Source organism: Pseudonocardia sp. ICBG1293, from assembly GCF_020131355.1.
Taxonomy (GTDB): domain Bacteria; phylum Actinomycetota; class Actinomycetes; order Mycobacteriales; family Pseudonocardiaceae; genus Pseudonocardia.
Genome location: NZ_JAHLEL010000047.1, coordinates 104,226 through 121,436 on the forward strand (window position 1 = coordinate 104,226; position 17,211 = coordinate 121,436).

13 protein-coding genes are annotated in these 17,211 nt (G+C 72.7%); 7 read left to right on the top strand and 6 right to left on the bottom strand.

The window, feature by feature from the left end; all coding sequences use genetic code 11:
- Window positions 1-466: 466 nt before the first annotated feature.
- Window positions 467-1,204 (top strand): GntR family transcriptional regulator, encoded by a 738-nt coding sequence (locus KPF47_RS23790; protein ID WP_224391025.1) that lies wholly within the window; start codon window positions 467-469, stop codon window positions 1,202-1,204.
- A gap of 11 nt (window positions 1,205-1,215) precedes the next feature.
- Window positions 1,216-2,475 (top strand): dicarboxylate/amino acid:cation symporter, encoded by a 1,260-nt coding sequence (locus KPF47_RS23795; RefSeq protein WP_224391026.1) that lies wholly within the window; start codon window positions 1,216-1,218, stop codon window positions 2,473-2,475.
- 76 nt (window positions 2,476-2,551) lie between these two features.
- Here the strand turns inward: KPF47_RS23795 and KPF47_RS23800 are convergent, their stop codons facing one another.
- Window positions 2,552-3,853 carry an SLC13 family permease gene (locus KPF47_RS23800; protein ID WP_224391027.1) on the bottom strand — a complete coding sequence of 434 codons (1,302 nt, stop codon included), beginning with the start codon at window positions 3,851-3,853 and terminating at the stop codon, window positions 2,552-2,554.
- Window positions 3,854-4,036: 183 nt separating this feature from the next.
- Window positions 4,037-5,530 (bottom strand): aldehyde dehydrogenase family protein, encoded by a 1,494-nt coding sequence (locus tag KPF47_RS23805; RefSeq protein WP_224391028.1) that lies wholly within the window; start codon window positions 5,528-5,530, stop codon window positions 4,037-4,039.
- Between the two features lie 282 nt (window positions 5,531-5,812).
- Here KPF47_RS23805 and KPF47_RS23810 point away from each other — a divergent pair, with 282 nt between their 5' ends.
- Entirely contained in the window at window positions 5,813-6,655 is an 843-nt protein-coding gene (locus KPF47_RS23810) for an IS5 family transposase (protein WP_224386276.1), read from the top strand.
- Here the strand turns inward: KPF47_RS23810 and KPF47_RS23815 are convergent.
- The gene (locus KPF47_RS23815) at window positions 6,582-7,766 is read right to left on the bottom strand and encodes an LLM class flavin-dependent oxidoreductase (RefSeq protein WP_224391029.1); all 1,185 of its coding nucleotides are present in this window, start codon (window positions 7,764-7,766) and stop codon (window positions 6,582-6,584) included. The genes KPF47_RS23810 and KPF47_RS23815 overlap by 74 nt on opposite strands.
- 240 nt (window positions 7,767-8,006) lie before the next feature.
- Between KPF47_RS23815 and KPF47_RS23820 the strand changes: the two genes are divergently transcribed.
- The 3 genes from KPF47_RS23820 to KPF47_RS23830 all read left to right on the top strand — a co-directional run bounded on the left by KPF47_RS23820 (window position 8,007) and on the right by KPF47_RS23830 (window position 11,116).
- On the top strand, window positions 8,007-8,918 hold the full coding sequence (locus KPF47_RS23820; protein ID WP_224391030.1) for a MarR family winged helix-turn-helix transcriptional regulator: 912 nt from the start codon (window positions 8,007-8,009) through the stop codon (window positions 8,916-8,918).
- 114 nt (window positions 8,919-9,032) lie between these two features.
- Window positions 9,033-9,794, top strand: coding sequence for a cupin domain-containing protein (locus tag KPF47_RS23825; RefSeq protein ID WP_224391031.1), 762 nt, complete (start codon window positions 9,033-9,035; stop codon window positions 9,792-9,794).
- A gap of 89 nt (window positions 9,795-9,883) precedes the next feature.
- A complete protein-coding gene (locus tag KPF47_RS23830) occupies window positions 9,884-11,116 on the top strand; it encodes an IS110 family transposase (protein ID WP_224386690.1) in 1,233 nt (410 codons plus the stop codon).
- Here the strand turns inward: KPF47_RS23830 and KPF47_RS23835 are convergent.
- From KPF47_RS23835 to KPF47_RS23845, 3 genes are read right to left on the bottom strand one after another with little or no spacing between them, the layout of a single operon-like run.
- Window positions 11,065-13,374 (bottom strand): molybdopterin-dependent oxidoreductase, encoded by a 2,310-nt coding sequence (locus tag KPF47_RS23835; RefSeq protein ID WP_224391032.1) that lies wholly within the window; start codon window positions 13,372-13,374, stop codon window positions 11,065-11,067. The two genes, KPF47_RS23830 and KPF47_RS23835, sit on opposite strands and share 52 nt — an antisense overlap.
- The gene (locus KPF47_RS23840) at window positions 13,371-14,177 is read right to left on the bottom strand and encodes an FAD binding domain-containing protein (RefSeq protein WP_224391033.1); all 807 of its coding nucleotides are present in this window, start codon (window positions 14,175-14,177) and stop codon (window positions 13,371-13,373) included. The genes KPF47_RS23835 and KPF47_RS23840 overlap by 4 nt, the downstream gene beginning before the upstream one ends.
- Before the next feature lie 4 nt (window positions 14,178-14,181).
- Window positions 14,182-15,546: an 8-oxoguanine deaminase gene (locus tag KPF47_RS23845; RefSeq protein ID WP_224391034.1), complete on the bottom strand. Its 1,365-nt coding sequence runs from the start codon at window positions 15,544-15,546 to the stop codon at window positions 14,182-14,184.
- A 92-nt stretch (window positions 15,547-15,638) separates the two neighbouring features.
- Between KPF47_RS23845 and KPF47_RS23850 the strand changes: the two genes are divergently transcribed.
- Window positions 15,639-17,192: a PucR family transcriptional regulator ligand-binding domain-containing protein gene (locus KPF47_RS23850; protein ID WP_224391035.1), complete on the top strand. Its 1,554-nt coding sequence runs from the start codon at window positions 15,639-15,641 to the stop codon at window positions 17,190-17,192.
- Window positions 17,193-17,211 lie beyond the last annotated feature (19 nt).

Sequence of the window (17,211 nt, forward strand, 5' to 3'; positions counted from 1 at the left end):
TCGGGCTGACCGGGCCGAGCGGGCGCACCGTCGGGAGGCCGCGACGGCTCGTGTGTGTTCCGGGCACGGGGCCACGGGCGGCAGTCGAGCACGGCACCGTCGCCCGTGGTCGGCGGAGCCGGGACGTGGCGGGACCGGTCGATCCCGGCGTGCGGCCTCCACGACGGGGCCGGGGTTTATGAAGATCAGGTACTCCTGGAACCTGCCGCCCCGGACACGGATGCGGGTCGGCGCCGGCATCGCCACGTCGGTCGGTCCGCGGCTCGCGCTCCGAGCCCGCGCGCGTCGACACCACGCCGGACCTCCGCACCGCGGACTCCCGCCATCGGCCACCGCCCGCGCACGGCAGGACCCACCTGCGCACGAAACACGGCGACACGGGCACGAGACCCTGCCGCAACGCAGGGCCCCTAGCGTCCCACCTGCTGTGTCCAGCCCTGGACACAGCAGGTGAGGAGGCTCGTCGATGTCGGAGCCCCTCGGCGCCACGGGGACGTCGTCACTGCGCGAGCGTGTCTACGCCGTGCTGCGGGACGACGTCGTCAACGGTGACATCGGCGCGGGCACCCGCCTCACCGAGCCGAAGCTCGACGCACGGTTCGGCATCTCCCGCACCCCGGTCCGCGAGGCCCTCGGCCGGCTCGTCGCGGACGGCCTCCTGCAGCGCGAGGAGGACTACGGCTACTCGGTGGTCGTCCCCGACCTGGTGGGGGTGCGTGACCTCTGGGAGGTCCGGATCGCGGTCGAGCTGCGCGGGATCGACCGGTGCCGGGAGAACCCGGGCACCGTGCACGACGCCGGGGCGCTGCGCGCCGAGCTGGCCCGCTGGCACCGGATGCTCGAGGAGCCGCCCGAGGCGGGCCCGGGCTTCGTGCTGGAGGACGAACGGTTCCACAGCACCCTGCTCGGTGCGTCGGGCAACGTCGAGCTCGTCGCGGTGCTGACCGACGTCCATCGCCGGATCCGGCGGGTCCGGATGAACGACTACCTGCTCCCCGGCCGCGTCGAGGCGGCCGTGTCCGAGCACGTCGCCGTCGCCGAGGCGGTTCTCGCCGGACGGCTCGACACCGCCCGCGACCTGCTGCACCAGCACATGGGCGCCTCGTTGGAGATCGTCACCGAGCGCGCCGGCCGCGCCCTGCTCGCCACCCGCACCCGGGACCGCCACCGCGTCCCGGCCACCCTCGACGTGAGGACCCGATGAGACTCGCCGCGATGAAGCATCCCGCCGTCCTGATCGCGCTCGCCGCGGTCGCCGGAATCGCGTTCGGTCTGGTGGCCGGGGAGTGGGCCGGCAACCTGAAGGTCGTCGGCGACGCGTTCATCCGGCTCGTCCAGATGGCCATCGTGCCGCTGGTCATGACTTCGGTGATCGCGGCCTGCGGGTCCATGAGCGGATCCGGCACCGGCCGGCTCGCCCTGCGGACCTTCGCCTGGATGATCGGCCTCTCGGTCGTGGCCGCGGTGGTCGCGGTGGTGCTCGGTCTGCTGTTCCGGCCGGGCGCCGGCATGGTCGCGACGGGTGCGCCCGACGCCGCGGTGCCGCCCGCGGCGGCACCGGAGAGCTGGCAGGACACGGTCCTCGGGTTCTTCACCACCAACGTCGTCGAGTCGATGGCCGAGGCGGCGATGGTCCCGATCATCCTGTTCTCGCTGCTGTTCGGCGTAGCGCTGAACCGGCACGTCCATGCGACCGGGAACGCCCTGGTCCTGGACGTCGTCGGACAGTTCCAGCAGGTCCTGCTCACCCTCATCCGGCTGGTCATGTACGTCGCACCGATCGGGGTCTTTGCGCTGCTCGCCGACCTGTCCGGCCGCGTCGGATTCGCCGTGGTCGGGTCGGCGCTGGCCTACCTCGGCACCACCCTGCTGGGCGTCGTCCTGCTCACCGCGCTCGTCGTCGCGATCGTCGCCGCGCGCACTCGCCTCAACCCCGCGCGCCTGCCACGCATGCTCGCCGAACAGACCGCCGTCGCGGTCACGACGACCAGCTCGGCCGTCACCTACCCCACCGTCCTGCGCACCACGATCGAGAAGGTCGGCGTGAGCCCCCGGGTCGCCAACTTCACGCTGTCGGTCGGGCTGACCATGGGCTCCTACGGGGCCGTCCTCAACTACACGATCGTCGTGCTGTTCCTCGCCCAGGCCGGTGGTGTCGACCTGACGGCCGGTCAGATCGTGTTCGGGATGGCGCTGGCGATCCTGCTCAACATGGGCACGATCACCGTGCCCGGCGGGTTCCCCGTCGTGGCTCTGTTCCTCGCGACCACCCTCGGGCTGCCCCCCGCGGCCGTCGGCCTGCTGATCGCCGTCGACTGGTTCACCGGGATCCTGCGGACCTTCCTCAACGTCAACGCCGACACCCTGGTGGCCATGCTGGTCGCCCACCCCGACGGCGACATCGACCGCGACGTCTACGACGGCGTGCAGACCGGGAGCCCGGCAACCACGCCCCGGAGCACGTCGGACGCCTGACCGGTCGCACGCGTTGTCCCCGGGCGGAGGACACCCCCGGTCGTGGCAGCGCGTCCCCCGGCGAGGACGAGGGACGTCACCAGGCCACGAAGACCAGGACGGACGACACCGGGGCCACGACGATCATGCTGAACCCCCAGATCAGCAGGCTGCGGAACAGACGCGGAGCACTGCGCTTCGGCGACGCGGCGACGGTGAGCGCACCGACCGAGGAGAACGGGCTCGCATCGACCAGGGTCGAGGAGAGACAGATGGCGATCACCAGTCCGACGGCGCCCAGGGTGCCGTCGGACAGCAGCGGGACCGCCAGGACCACCCCGGTCCCGATGGTGGCGGTGCTGGAGGCGAAAGCGGACACCAGCGCCGCACCGAAGCAGATCAACAGCGCGGCGACGACGGGCGAGCCGACGCCGGCGAGCCCCTCCGCGACCCGGTCGAAGGTCCCGGCTCGGGTCATGACCGCAATGAAGGTGACGAGCCCGCAGATCAGCAGCAGCACGTTCCAGTTGATGCCCTCCATCGCGTGCGGCCGGGGGAACAGCAGGTGCAGCAGCAGCGCGACGGCCAGTGCGAGCGCCCCGAGATCCAGCTCCAGGGCCACCGAGCCCAGGAGCACGAACAGGAACCCGGCGAGCGTGGTCGCCACCGTCAGGTCGATCGGGCGGCGCGGCGGCAGGTCGGTCCCGTTGCTGCACTCCGGTTCATCACCCTCACCAGAACTCGGGTCGTCCCCACTCGCACTACCCACCGTCGCAGACACCGGCTGCGTCGCGAGCCGTCGGGCCCGGACGGCCCCGAACACGATCACCGATGCGGCCAGCGCCAGGTTGGCGCCCAGGACCCCGGCGAACAGGGCCGCGGGCTGGGGCGCGAGTCCGTTGTCCCGCATGCTCTGGTTCGCGATGGCCGCGAGGATGTTCAGCGGCGAGAAGCTGCCGCCCCCGACCCCCAGGATGACCATGAGCCCGGCGATGAACGGGCTGATCCCGCACGAGCGGCCCAGCCGGATACCGACGGGAGCCAGCATCACGACCGCCACCTGGGCAGGCGCGCCGAACGCGGTGATGACCACGGCGCCGGCGAACAGGCCCAGCGGCACCGCGACAGCCCGCCCGCGGACCGCCCGCGCGGCGACGCCGATCACCCATTCCATCGTCCCGTTGCTGTTCGCGACGGAGAACAGGTACGTCACACCCAGGATCAACAGGAACAGCGATGCCGGGAACCCGGACAGGACCTCGGTCGTGCTCTCCCCCATCGCGAACCCGCCGAGGGCGAAGGCCGCCAGCAGACCGAGGATCCCGATGTTGGCGCGGGTCGTGGTTCCGAGTACGAACACCGCGACGAGCAGGATTCCTGCCAGCACATCGATGTGCATGGACGTCACTACCCTTCTGCGACCACCGGGGCAGTCCGCGGACGGACCGGCCGGCAGCTCACGAGTCCTCGTGCTGAGGGTGATCCGGGTGGATCGACGGCGGAGGGGGCACTGCGGACCCCGGGAGCCCGCCGCACCCCGGCTCGACGGCCGGGTTCCCCACCGGGTGTGGCGAGGGGCGGGCTACAGGGCGACGGTCACGGACTTGACGCGGGTGTAGCTGAGCAGCTCGTCGAGTCCCTCCTCGGTACCCGTGCCCGAGTTCTTCCAGCCGCCGTAGGGCAGGCCGAGATAGTGCGGACCCGCCGTATTGATCCATACGAAGCCGGTCTCCAGCGCACGTGCGACGCGGTGGGCGCGTCGGATGTCGTGGGTGAACACGCTGCCCGTCAGCCCGTATCGCACGTCGTTGGCCAGTGCGACCGCCTCGGTCTCGGCGGTCCAGCGCAGCACCGTGAGCACCGGGCCGAAGACCTCCTCGTTCGCCACCCGGTGGTCGGGAGTCACGTCGTCGAGGACGGTGGGCGCGACGAAGAGGGCTGTGCCGGCGCCATCCGGTGGGCCACCGCCGGTGACCACACGGGCACCCTCGGCACGAGCCGTGTCGAGGTAGCCGAGCACCCGGTCGTACTGGGTGCGGTTGACCAGAGTGCCCTGCACCGCCGCGGGGTCCAGCGGGTGCCGGTACTCGCGGTCCGCGAGCAGCCGGGCGATCCGGGCGACCACCTCGTCGGCGATCGACTCGTGCACGAGCAGCCGCGAGGTGGACCCGCAGGACTGTCCGGACCAGGTGAAGTTCATCCCGCGCACGGCCGCGTCGGCCACCTCGTCGAGGTCGGCGTCGGGGAAGGCGATCAACGCGTTCTTCCCACCCAGCTCGAGAGTGATCACCTTGACCGCGACCTCGGCCGCGGCCCGTTGGATCGCCCGGCCCACCGGTTCGCTTCCGGTGAAGCCGATGCGGAACACGTCCGGGTGGCGGACCAGGGCGTCCGGCACTGCGGTCCCGTCCCCGACGACGATGTTCACCACCCCGGCGGGCAGCACGTCCCGGCAGACCTCGGCGAGCAGCAGCGCCGACAACGGCGTCGCCTCGGCCGGTTTGAGGACCACCGCGTTCCCGGCGACCAACGGCGCGGCGATCTTGCCCGCGGCGAACATGAACGGATGGTTGAAAGGGATGATCTTGGCGACCACCCCGTAGGGCTGCCGCTCGGTGAGATGGAGATCCGTGCTGGCCGGGACGGTGTCGCCCTTGAGCTCCAGGGCGAGGCCCGCGAAGTAACGCAGCGTCGCGACCGCGGCGCGTACGTCGGCGGACATGATCGCGATCGGCGAACCGCCGTTCACGGTGTCCAGCAGCGCGAAGTCCCGCGACCGCTTCTCGATCGCGTCGGCCAGCGCGTGCACCGCCGCTGCCCGGTCCCCCGCGCTGCGCGCCGCCCATCCGGGACAGGCCGCGGCGGCGGCGGCCACTGCCCGGTCGGCGTCCTCCCGGTCGCCGTCGGGCACGTGGGCGAGGACCTCGCCGGTGTAGGGGCTGCTCACCGGGAACGTCCGTCCGCCCCGCGCGCCGACGAGCTCGCCGCCGATCAGCAACGACCACTCGCGATCGAGCAGCTCAGCGGCCCGCCGCTCGTTGACGGCCAGGGTCTCCGGCGGCAGGACGACCGCCATCAGCGCACCCCGGCCTCGACGAGCAGCGGATGGGTCTCGGCCTTAGAGGTCGTTTCAGAACGACTTGTCGAGTTTCCATTGACCCCTCGACGACAGATCAAACGGCAGGTCAGATAGCCGCTTGTCGTCTACAACAGACACGTCGACCTCGTTCTGAAATGACCTCTAAGAGGTCGCGCGGATTGGTCACAGCTTGGCCGCGGTCGAGTGTCTGGGGGCGAGGGCGGGTACGGGCCTGCCGATCATGAAGTTATCTACGCTTCGTGATCGTCTGGAGGCCGCGTGCCCACCCTGCCATCATGGCTGACCGAGCCGTTGTGGGACCAGTTCACCGCGCTGCTGCCTCATCGAGACGAGTTCGATCCCACCCATCCGCTGGGCTGCCATCGCCGCCGGATCGCGGATCGGATCGTGTTCGACAAGCTCCTGCAGGTACTGCGGTTCGGCTGCTCGTATGAGGGCATCGCTGACAGCACCTGCTCGGCGACCACCATCCGCGATCGTCGTGACGAGTGGATCAGGCTCGGGGTCTTCGCCCAGCTGCGTCGGATCGTCCTGGACGCCTACGACCGCATCGTCGGTCTGCTGCTGCACGACATCGCCGTCGATGGCGCCATCACCAAGGCCCCCGGCGGCGGCGAGGTCGCCGGTCCGTCGCCGGTGGACCGGCGCAAACAGGGTATGAAACGTTCGGTGCTCGTCGAGGGATACGGCATCCCGCTGGGCCGAGTCCTGGCCGGAGCCAACCGGCACGACTCCCCGCTACTGGGCCCCACCCTCGACCGCCTCGATGCTCTCGGCCCGCTGCCCGACGACATCACCGTGCACCTCGACGCCGGCTATGACTCCGGCAAGACCCGCGACACGCTGGCCGAACGAGGCCTGCACGGCGAGATCGCGCACAAGGGTGAGAAAGCGCCGATCCAGGCCACCCGCCGCTGGCACGTCGAGCGGACCAACGCTTGGCACAACAGCTTCAACCGGCTGCAGCGCTGCTACGAACGACGAGAAATCGTCGTCGACGCGTTCTTCGACCTCGCCGACACGATCGTCACACTCCGTAGCTTGATTCGGCAGGCCTGGACCACACACCGCTGGAACGCCCGACCTGCACGACGTCCATGATCACCAACCAATCCGCGCGACCTCTAAAGCGTGCCATGTCCTGCACGTAACGCGGCCAGGACAACAGCACGCCGTCGAGCCCACCTTCGGTGCTCAGTGCGATCAGTGTGTCGGCGACCTGCTCCCTCGTCCCGACGATCGGGTAGCCCGCCCAGCCGGCGATGAAGTGGAACTTCATCTCCTGGAGCGTCTTCGGGTCGAACGACTGCGAGTTCAGTCCCATCCCGGTGACCAGGTTCTGCGCCGCCTCCCAGTCGCCGCGCTCGTTGACGTAGTGGTCGAGGAACCGCTTCGCCTCGGCCTCGGTGTCCTCCTGGAGGACGTAGGCATTGGTCCAGACCTTGATCTCGCGGCCGTACTCCTCCCGGGCCAGCCGCTTGAAGTCGTCCACCTTGGCGCGCATCGCCTGCGGGTTCTGCTGGGCGAGATCGGCGCTGACGAACACGACGTCGCAGTTCCGGGCGCCGAAGTGCCTGCCGGCGCCGGAGCCGCCGGCGTTCATCAGCACCGGGTGCGGCCCCTGGACCGGCTTCGGGGCGATGGAGGCGTCGGTGACGCGGAAGTACTTCCCGTCGAAGCTGAACGGCTCGTCGGTCGTCCAGAGCCGGCGGATGATGTCGACCCACTCCTGGGCCACGGCGTAGCGGTCGTCGTGGGCGAGCTGCTTGATCCCGAACATCTCGATCTCCGGGGTGTGCCAGCCGGTGACGATGTTCAGCGCGAGCCGGCCGCGGGAGATGTGGTCGATCGTGGTCGCCTGCTTGGCCGCCATCACCGGGTGGATGGTCGGCACGTGCGAGGTGACGAACAGCCCGGCCCGCTCGGTGGCGCTGCCCATGCCGGCGGCCCAGGTGAAGCACTCGAAACCGGCACCGTTGAAGTTGGTCTCACCGCCGAAGCCGCGCCAACGGCCGACCGGCACGAGCGCCTCGAACTCCATGTCGTCGCCCATCCGCGCCAGGGACAGAGTCTGCTCCCAGGTCGCCTCGAGGACGCCGTCGACCGTCGAGATCGCGCAGCCCCCGCTCAGGTTCGACGAGAACGTCCCGAGGTGCAGGGTCCGATCGTTGAAGACCGGATGGCGCGCCTCGGTGATGCTTGCAGTGGTCACGGCGTCCTCCTCGACGGCGTCGGCGGCCCGGCACGTCCGGTTTCCGTACCGACCACTCCGACCGGTTCAAAAATTACGTGTACGGATCGATTGGCGAAGCTACGAGCGATCAGGACCCCTGTCAACCGCCTCTCAGCAGGACGATCCCCCGACAGATCCAAAAACTCCGTACAACATCTACCGTGGTGCGATACAGTCGTTCGCACACGGAAGACGTACTGCAGCGGAGGTCTCCCCAACGTGACGGACGCACGGCCGGACGAGGTCCGGGTGGCGTCGGCGCCGATGTTGTCGCTCGACCAGGCCTCCGGTCACCTCATCCGCCGCTCCCAGCAGAGGCACACGTTGCTGTGGAGCCAGGAGTTCCACGGCGACCTGACCGGCCCGCAGTACGCGGTGATCTGCGCGATCGCCGGGGACGACGCCCTGGACCAGCGCGCAGCAGGCGAGCGTGCCTCACTGGACAAGTCCAGCACCGCCGATGTCGTGGCCCGACTGGAGGGGCAGGGCTGGCTGCGCTGGACCCGCGACCCGGAGGACGCGCGCCGCAAGACACTGCGACTGACCCAGCTCGCCCGCACCGCGCTCGGCGACGTGACCCGCCGGGTCGCGCAGGTACAGCAACGACTGCTCGAGCCGTTACCCGGCGAGGGGGGCGAGGAGATGCTGGCCGCTCTGCGGCTGGTCGCCTACGAGGGCGACCCACCGGTGCGGGGACGGGCCGACGGGCACGTACTCGCACTGGACACCACTCCGGGCCACCTCATCCGGCGGGCCCAGCAGGTGCACACGACCATCTGGAGCGAGGAGGTCGGCCGCACGATGACCGCGCCGCAGTACGCGGTGCTCAGCGCCCTCTGGGCCCATCCCGGCGGCATCGACCAGACCACCGCGGCCGAGCTCGCGTCGGTCGACAAGTCGAGCATGGCCGACATCGTGCGCCGGCTGGTGAATCGCGACTGGGTCGGCCGTACCCGCGACCCCGCGGATGCGCGGCGCCGCCTCCTCGGCCTCACCGATGCCGTGCGCGCCGAACTGACCGAGCTCACCCCGGCCGTGCGGCGGGTGCAGGAGCGAGTGCTGTCACCGCTCGACGCGACGCAGCGACAGGCGTTGCTCGAGGGACTGCACGCGCTGGCGTTCGCGAAATAGCCTGTACACGGAGCACTCTCCCCGGGGCACCCCGACTTCCTTGACGACTCATCAGGCCCGTCGTACCGTCTTGTGTTAGTACGTACACGGATCGTTTTGCAGATCGGAGTGGAGATGACGACTCGGCGCTTCGCCGCGACCGACCCGGAGCTGGACGAGCTCTACGGTCACCTCGCCGCACGATCCGTCCAACCGCTGTGGGAGCTGTCCGGGTTGCTCACCCGGGAGCCGCACGTCGCGGGAGTGCCCCACCGGTGGGCCGGCCGCGACCTCCGCGAGCTGGGCGCCCGGGCGGGCGAACTCGTCCCGGTGGATCGCGGCGGGGACCGCCGGGTCCTCGCCTGCTGCAATCCGGGCCTGGGTGGCGCTCCCTACGCGGTGTCGACGCTGTGGGCGGCCGTGCAGTACCTGCGCGGCCACGAGGTGGCCCCCGCACACCGGCACACCCCGGCTGCGCTGCGGTTCATCGTGGAGGGTGAGGGCGTATGGACCCTCGTCGACGGCGACCCGATCCACATGGGCCCCGGCGATCTGGTGCTCACCCCCAGCTGGACCTTCCACGAGCATCACAATCCCGGCGACCGTCCGATGATCTGGATGGACGTGCTCGACCTCCCGATCGTCGCCGCGCTCGACGCCGTCTTCTTCGAAGAGGGCCCGTCTGAGCAGGCCGACACCCGCACCGCGCCGCGATCGGCCTCCGAGGGGTGGTTCGGCGGTGGACCGGGTCTCACCCCGGTCACTGCACCCGTTACCTTCTTGATCAAGCCCGCTGAGGGCTTGCAGGCCGCCGGCCGCGGTATGACTGACTGCCCCTGTCGCCCGATGATCTGGGGGGTGTTGTCGCCGTGGCCGGAGGGCGCCAACGACCGCTGATAGAGACCTGACCCGTGTGGTCTGCTCGTAACGTGGCTGCCGGCGCGGGTGCTCGTGGTCGGCCTGCCGCGACGAGAAGGGAGCGGCGGTTGCCCGATCCTGACCAGCACCCGACCGGGTTCGCGGTGTTCTGCGGCCTGGACGTGGGCAAGTCCGAACACCACGCCTGCGCGGTCGACACCAACGGGAAGCGGGTGCACGACAAGGCCCTGCCCAACGACGAATCGGCGCTGCGCACCGTGCTGTCCGGGCTGGCCGAGCACGGCGCGGTGCTGATGGTCATCGACCAGCCCGCCTCGATCGGAGCGCTGGCCATCGCCGTCGCTCGTGATCTGGGGATCACGGTGGCCTACCTGCCCGGGCTGGCGATGCGCCGCATCGCCGACCTGCATCCCGGGCAGGCCAAGACCGACGCCCGCGACGCCCACGTGATCGCCGAGGCCGCCCGGACGATGCCGCACACCCTGCGCCGGGTCGGCACCGACGACGAGACCCTCGCCGAACTCACTGTGCTCGCCGGTTACGACGATGACCTGGCTGGGCAGAGCACCCGGCTGACGAACCGGCTGCGCGACGCCCTGCTGCATGTTCATCCCGCCCTGGAACGCCTGCTCGGGCCACGCCTGGACCGCGGTGGCGTGCTCGACCTGCTCGCGGCCGCGCCCACCCCGCAAGCCCTGCGAGAGCTCGGCGCTGACGGGATCGCCGAGACGATGCGGGCCCGGTCGCCTCGACTGGCCCGCACCCTTCCCGCCCAGATCCTGACCTCGCTCGACGCCCAGAGCCTGACCGTTCCCGGCACGGCCGCGTTCGCCCGTGTCATCACCGGCGTCGCCGGGCAGCTGCGCCAGGTCCACACCGAACGCGACCAGCTCGCCGACGAGCTCGAAGCCCGCCTGGAGGCCCACCCTCTTGGACCGGTCCTGACCTCGATGCCCGGACTCGGGGTCAGGACCGCCATCAAGATCCTCACCATCGTCGGCGACGGCTCCGGGTTCCCCACCGCCGGGCACCTCGCCGCTTACGCCGGCCTCGCCCCAGTCACCCGCCGCTCCGGCACCTCGATCAAAGGCGAAACCCGATCCCAGCGCGGCAACCACGCCCTGAAATCCGCGCTGTTCCTGTCCGCATTCGCCGCCCTGGCCGACCCCGCCAGCCGCGCCTACTACGACCGCAAACGAGCCGCCGGCAAACGACACAACGCCGCCCTGATCTGCCTCGCCCGACGCCGCACCGACGTCATCTACGCCATGCTCCGCGACCGCCGCCCCTACAACCCGCCCACGGTCAACAACCCCGATCCAGAACTCGCCGCCGCTTGACGAACCCATAGAGACACCCCCCCGGGGGACGCCGCGCCCGCCAGGACGTCGTCGAACGACCACTCGCCGCCCGCTGCCGTGACGCCGTCGGCGTGCAGCTCACCGCCGCCGGTGACGGCGAGGATCCGTTCCCGCAGCGCGGTGGCCGCGGCGTGCAGCGCCTTGCCGGCGACGGTGGTGCCCGCGGACGCGAACGCGCCGGTGTCGTAGCCGCAGGCGTCGGTGTCGCCGTGGTGGGCGTCGACCCGGTCCGGGGTGGTGCCGAGCACGGTCGCGACGACCTGGCGGTGGGTGGTCGTGGTGCCGTTGCCGAACTCGACGGTGCCGGCGCCGAGCCGGTAGCGCCCACCCGGCAGCAGGGTCACCGTGGTGGTGGCGGCGTGCCCGAACGGGGCCATCGTGGTCATCATGCCCAGGGCGGTGCCCTCGCCGACGCGCCAGGTGGGGCCGTCCGGGACGGGGTCGCCGGTCCCGTCGGCCAGGGCGTCCTGCACGAGGTCGAGGCACTGGTCCATGCCGTAGCTGGTCCAGTGCAGGTCGTGTTCGGGCTCGCCGTGGTGGGCGACGTGCAGCGGGTCCCCGGCGCGGACCATGTTGCGCCGCCGCAGGTCGAACGGGTCGAGGCCGGTGACGACCGCCAGCTCGTCCATCGCGGACTCGACGGCGAACATCACCTGGCCCAGGCCGTAGCCGCGGAACGCGCCGCTGGGGACGTTGTTCGTGTAGACGACCTCGGCGTCGAGGTGCTTGACGGGGCAGCGGTAGACGCTGACCGACTCGGCGACGGAGTGGAACAGCACCCCGCGGGAGTGGTTGCCGTAGGCGCCGGTGTCGGACAGGACGTCGAGCTTCATCGCGGTGAGCAGGCCGTCGTCGTCGGCGCCGAGGGTGACCGCGACCCGCATCGGGTGGCGCAGCGCGGTACGGGTGAACTCCTCGGTCCGGGTGAACTCGTGCACGACGGTGCGCCCGGTCCGCAGCACCGCGAGCCCGACGAGGTCCTCGGCGAACATCTCCTGCTTGCCACCGAACCCGCCGCCGACCCGCGCGGTGTGCACCCGGACCCGGTCGGGGTCCAGGCCCAGCACGCGGGCGAGCTCGCCCCGGGTGAGGAACGGGACCTGGGTGCCGGCCCGCACCACGAGGCGCCCGTCGTCGTCGAGCGAGCCGATCGCCCCGTGGCACTCGAGCTGGGCGTGGGAGACGCGGCTGGTGCGCCAGGTACCGGTGACGGTGTGCGCCGACCCGGCGAGCGCGGTGTCGACGTCGCCGCCGTGTCCGCCGTGCAGGGCGAGCACGACGTTGCGGGACGCGTCGTCGACGCGGTCGGCCGGGGTCCGGTCCGGGTGCACCAGCGGCGCGCCGGGCAGCCGGGCCGCCTCCGGATCCAGTACGGCGGGCAGCACCTCGTAGTCGACGGCGATCAGGGCGCAGGCGGCCTCGGCCTGTGCCGGTGTCCGCGCGACGACGGCCGCGACCCGCTGCCCGACGTGGCGGACGACCTCGTCGAGCATCCGGGTGTCGTCCGGGTCGTCGGTGCGGTGCTCGTGCCGGGCGGTGGAGTAGCGCAGGTCCGGGACGTCGTGGTGGGTCAGCACCAGCGCGACGCCCGGGGCCGCCCGGGCCGCGGTGGTGTCGATCGACCGGATGCGGGCGTGCGCGTGCGGGGACCCCAGGATCCGCAGGTGCAGGGCGCCGGTGAGGGCGACGTCGAAGGTGAACGGCTCGGCCCCGGTGACGATCCGCTCGGCCGCCTCGGGCCGCGCCGAGCACCCGACGGCACCCACCGCCCGGGCCGGCGCCGGGGCGGCGTCGGGGGCGGCCGGGGCGAGGGCGGTCTCGATGGCCTCGCGGATGCTGCGGTACCCGGTGCAGCGGCACAGGTTGCCCTTCATCCGGCGCGGCAGGTCGGCGAGGTCGTGCGCGGTGAGCGCGGCGGCGGTGACGATCTGGCCCGCGGTGCAGAACCCGCACTGGAACCCGAACCGCTCGACGAACGCCTGCTGGACCGGGTGCAGCTCACCGTCCGGCCCGGCCAGCCCGGCGACGGTCGTGACCCGTGCGCCGTCGAGGCGCGCGGCGGGGATCAGGCAGGAGTGCACGGGCCGGTCGTCGAGCAGGACGGTGCAGGCGCCGCAGTCCCCGGCGTCGCAGCCCTTCTTGACCTCGAGGTGCCCGTGCTCGCGCAGGAACGTGCGGGTGCACTGGCCCGGCGCGGGTTCGGCCTCCAGCTCGGCGTCGTTGACGTGCAGCTTCACGACAGCTCCTCCCGGACCTGCTCCAGCAGGACGGCGCTGACCCCGTGGCGCCAGTCCGCGGAGCCGAGCGGGTCGGTGTACCAGCCGTCGACGGCGTCGACGTCGGCGCGCAGCCGGGCCGCGTCGGGGACCCCGGCGGGATAGCGCAGGACGGTGGGGGCAGTGGTCGCGGCGGTGATCACGAACGTCGCGGCGCCACCGTCGTGTGCGGTGTCGACCCGCCCGGTCAGCACCGCGCCGGAGCGGCCGAGCTCGGCGAGGGCGATCCTGCGGAAGGCGGTGCGGGCGCGCAGTGCGGCGCCCGGCAGCTCGATCACGCGCAGGACCTCGCCGGGCCCCAGCGTGGTGGTGCCGTCGCCGGTCACCAGCGTCGCGACCGGCACGCGGTACTCCCCGCCGCCGGGCGGCCAGACGAGGGCGACGCCGTCGAGGGTGGCGGCGAGGGCGACCATCCCGGCGGCGGCGAAGGCACGGCAGACGTTCCCGCCGACGGTCGCGGTGTGCCAGATCTTCCAGGACGCGAGCAGGGCGTGCGCGCACTGGGCGAACAGCGGGACCCCGGTCCGCTCACCGTGCGCGGTGAGGTCGGCGATCGGACAGGTCGCGGCCACCGAGAGTCCGCCGTCGGCCAGCTCGGACAGCGGCTCCCAGCCCATCGTCGTGAGGTCGACCAGGCCGGTGACGCCGGGCTGCGGCTCGGAGAACAGCCACGTCCCGCCGGCGAGGATCCGCTCCCCCGGCGCCAGCGCCAGGTCGGCGCGCTCGCGGGCCCGCCGGAACCCGGTGACGGTGTGCAGGTCCATCCGCTCACCCGGCCTTCGCGACGAGGTCACGGTGCACGGCGGCGCACGCGGCGGCGACGGCGTCCGTGTCGACGGTCCGGAGGGTGTCCCGTTCCACGACCGTGCGCCCGTGCACGAGCAGCAGCTCCAGCGGCGGCGGGGTGCCCAGGACCAGGGCGGCGACCGGGTCGGCGACGTCGCGGTGGCGGAAGCCGTCGAGGCGCCACAGGGCGAGGTCGGCGAGCTTGCCGGGCTCGATCGAGCCGATCTCGTCCTCGCGGCCCAGCACCCGGGCACCGCCGAGGGTGCCCAGCTCCAGGGCGTCGCGCACGGACAGCGCGCGGGGGCCGCCCGCGGCGCGGGCGAACAGGACCGCGTGCTTGACGTCCTCCAGCAGGTGGGTGCCCTCGTTGGAGGCGGCGCCGTCGACGCCGATCCCGACCCGGGCGCCCGCGTCGACCAGGTCGCGGACCCGGGCGATGCCCGCACCGAGCCTGCCGTTGGAGGTGGGGCAGTGTGCGACGCCGGTGCCGGTGGAGCCGATCGTCTTCACCGCCCCGTCGTCGAGGTGCACCGTGTGGGCGAACCACACGTCGGGCCCGGTCCAGCCCAGGTCCGCGACGTACTCGGTGGGCGTGGCGCCGAAGTGCTCCCGGCAGTAGGCCTCCTCGTCGTCGGTCTCGGCGAGGTGGGTGTGCAGCCGGACGCCGAGCTCACGGGCCAGCGTCGCGGACTCGCGCATCAGCTCCGGGGTCACCGAGAACGGCGAGCACGGGGCCAGCGCGATCCGCAGCATCGACCCCGGCGACGGGTCGTGCCAGCGGGCGACCGCCTCGGCGGACGCGGCGAGGATCTCGTCCCGGTCGGAGACGACGTGGTCCGGCGGCAGCCCGCCGGCGCTGCGCCCGAGGTCCATCGACCCGCGGGTCGGGTGGAACCGCAGCCCCACCTCCGCGGCGGCGCGGATCTCGGCGCCCAGCACGTCGCCCCCCTCGCGGGGGAAGACGTAGTGGTGGTCGGTCGTGGTGGTGCAGCCCGACAGCGCGAGCGCGGACAGCGCGCCGGTGGCGCCGGTGTGCACGGCGTGCTCGTCGATCCCGGCCCACACCGGGTACAGCGTGGTCAGCCACTCGAACAGCGTGTGGTCGACGGCGAGCCCGCGGGTCACCCACTGGTAGAGGTGGTGGTGGGTGTTGACCAGGCCCGGGGTGAGCAGGCAGCCGCGGGCGTCGACCCAGCGGTCGTAGGACCCCGCCGGCGCGGGGCCCGGCCCGACCCCGGCGATCCGCTCCCCCTCCACCACGACGTGGCCACCCGGGTACTCCTCCCCGGTGACGGTGACGACGTGGGCACCCTCGATGGCGGTCCGGCCGGCGCTGGGCTGCTGCATGGTCCCAGTGCACCGTGCGACGGTCACCGGGAGAAGGCACCGCCGTGACGAATCGGGGTCCCGCGCGCCGCACCGAGTTGTAGGTTCCTCCCATGCTGCTCTCGGAGCTCGTCGCGCGTCCGGAGCTGCGGCTGCGGGTCCTGCACGGTTCCGCCGCCGAGCTGGAGCGGTCCGTGCGCTGGGTCTACCCGACCGACCTGCCCGACCCGTCGCGCTACCTGGGCGGTGGCGAGCTGGTGGTGTCCGGGCTGGTGTGGCGGCGGACGCCCGCGGACTCGGATCGGTTCGTCGCGGCCGTCGCCCGGTCCGGCGCGGCCGCACTGGTGGCGGGTGAGGCGGTGTTCGGGGACATCCCGGCCGACGTCGTCGACGCCTGTCGCCACCACGACCTCGTGCTGGTCGCGGTGCCGGTGGACGTGTCGTTCGGCGCGGTCACCGAGGCGGTGGTCGGGGCGCTGTCCGCGGCCCGCGGGGACCGTCTCGCCCACACCCTGGGCCGGCACCGGCGGCTGCTCGCCGCGTTCGCCGGCGGCGCGGACCTCGCCGACCTGACCGGTTCGGTGTCGGCGGGGACGGGTCTGGTCTGCCGGGTGCTGACCGCCTCGGGTGGCCTGCTCGCCGGGCCGGACCTGCCCGACCCCGAGCGCGACGCCGTCGTGGCCGGGTTCCTGACCGAGGGCCGGCTGCCGGTGACCGTCCCGGCCGGTGCGGCGGGCACGGGACACCTGGTGGTGCCCGCGGCCCCGGGGACCGCGCGGGCCACCGGCTGGCTGGTCGCGGCGGCGCAGCCGCCCGGGGTGGCGCAGGCGGGCACCGACGTGGTCGACGCCGTCGGGGAGCTGGCCGCGATCGCCGCGCTGGACCGGGCCCGGCGGCGGGAGGGTGCGGCGGTGGCCCGCCCGATCGCCGACGACGCGCTGGCCAGGGTCGCGGCCGACACCGGGGACCGCCCGGAGACCCGGGTGCGGCTGCGCCAGGCCGGGGTCGAGCCGGACGGGGTCCTCGTCGTGGTCGTGCTGCACGCCTCGGGCGTCGCGGACCCGGCCGACACCGCCCACACCGTGCTGCTCGACGCCCTGGTCGGGGCCGGCCCGGCCGCGGTCGGGGTGCAGGGCGGTGCCGCGGTCGCCGTCGTCGCGGTACCCGCCACCCCGGGCACCGCGGACCCGGTGGAGCAGGTGCTGGCCGCGCTGCACCGGCTCGGGCCGGGACTGGCCGGCGGACGGCTGTCGGCCGGGGTGTCCCGGCCGACCGCCGCGGACGCGCTGGCCGGGGCGCTCGCCGAGGCCGGGCACGCCGCCGGGCTGGCGGCGGCCCGGCCCGGCCCGGTCACGGCGGTGCGGGCCGGGGAGATCACCTCGCACGTGGCGCTGCTCGCCGGGGTCCCGGACGAGGTGCGGCGCGGGTTCGCCGCGCAGGTCCTCGGCCCGGTGCTCGACCACGACGCGCGGTCGGGCACCGGGCTGGTGGAGACCCTGGAGGCGTTCCTCGACGAGTCCGGGTCGTGGAACCGGACCGCGGCCCGGCTGCACCTGCACGTCAACACCGTCCGCTACCGGATCGGCCGGGTGGCCGAGCTGACCGGGCGCGACCCGTCGTCGTTCGCCGACCGCGTCGATCTCTACCTGGCGCTGCGCTCGCGCTGAGCCGGGCGCCGGCGGTCGC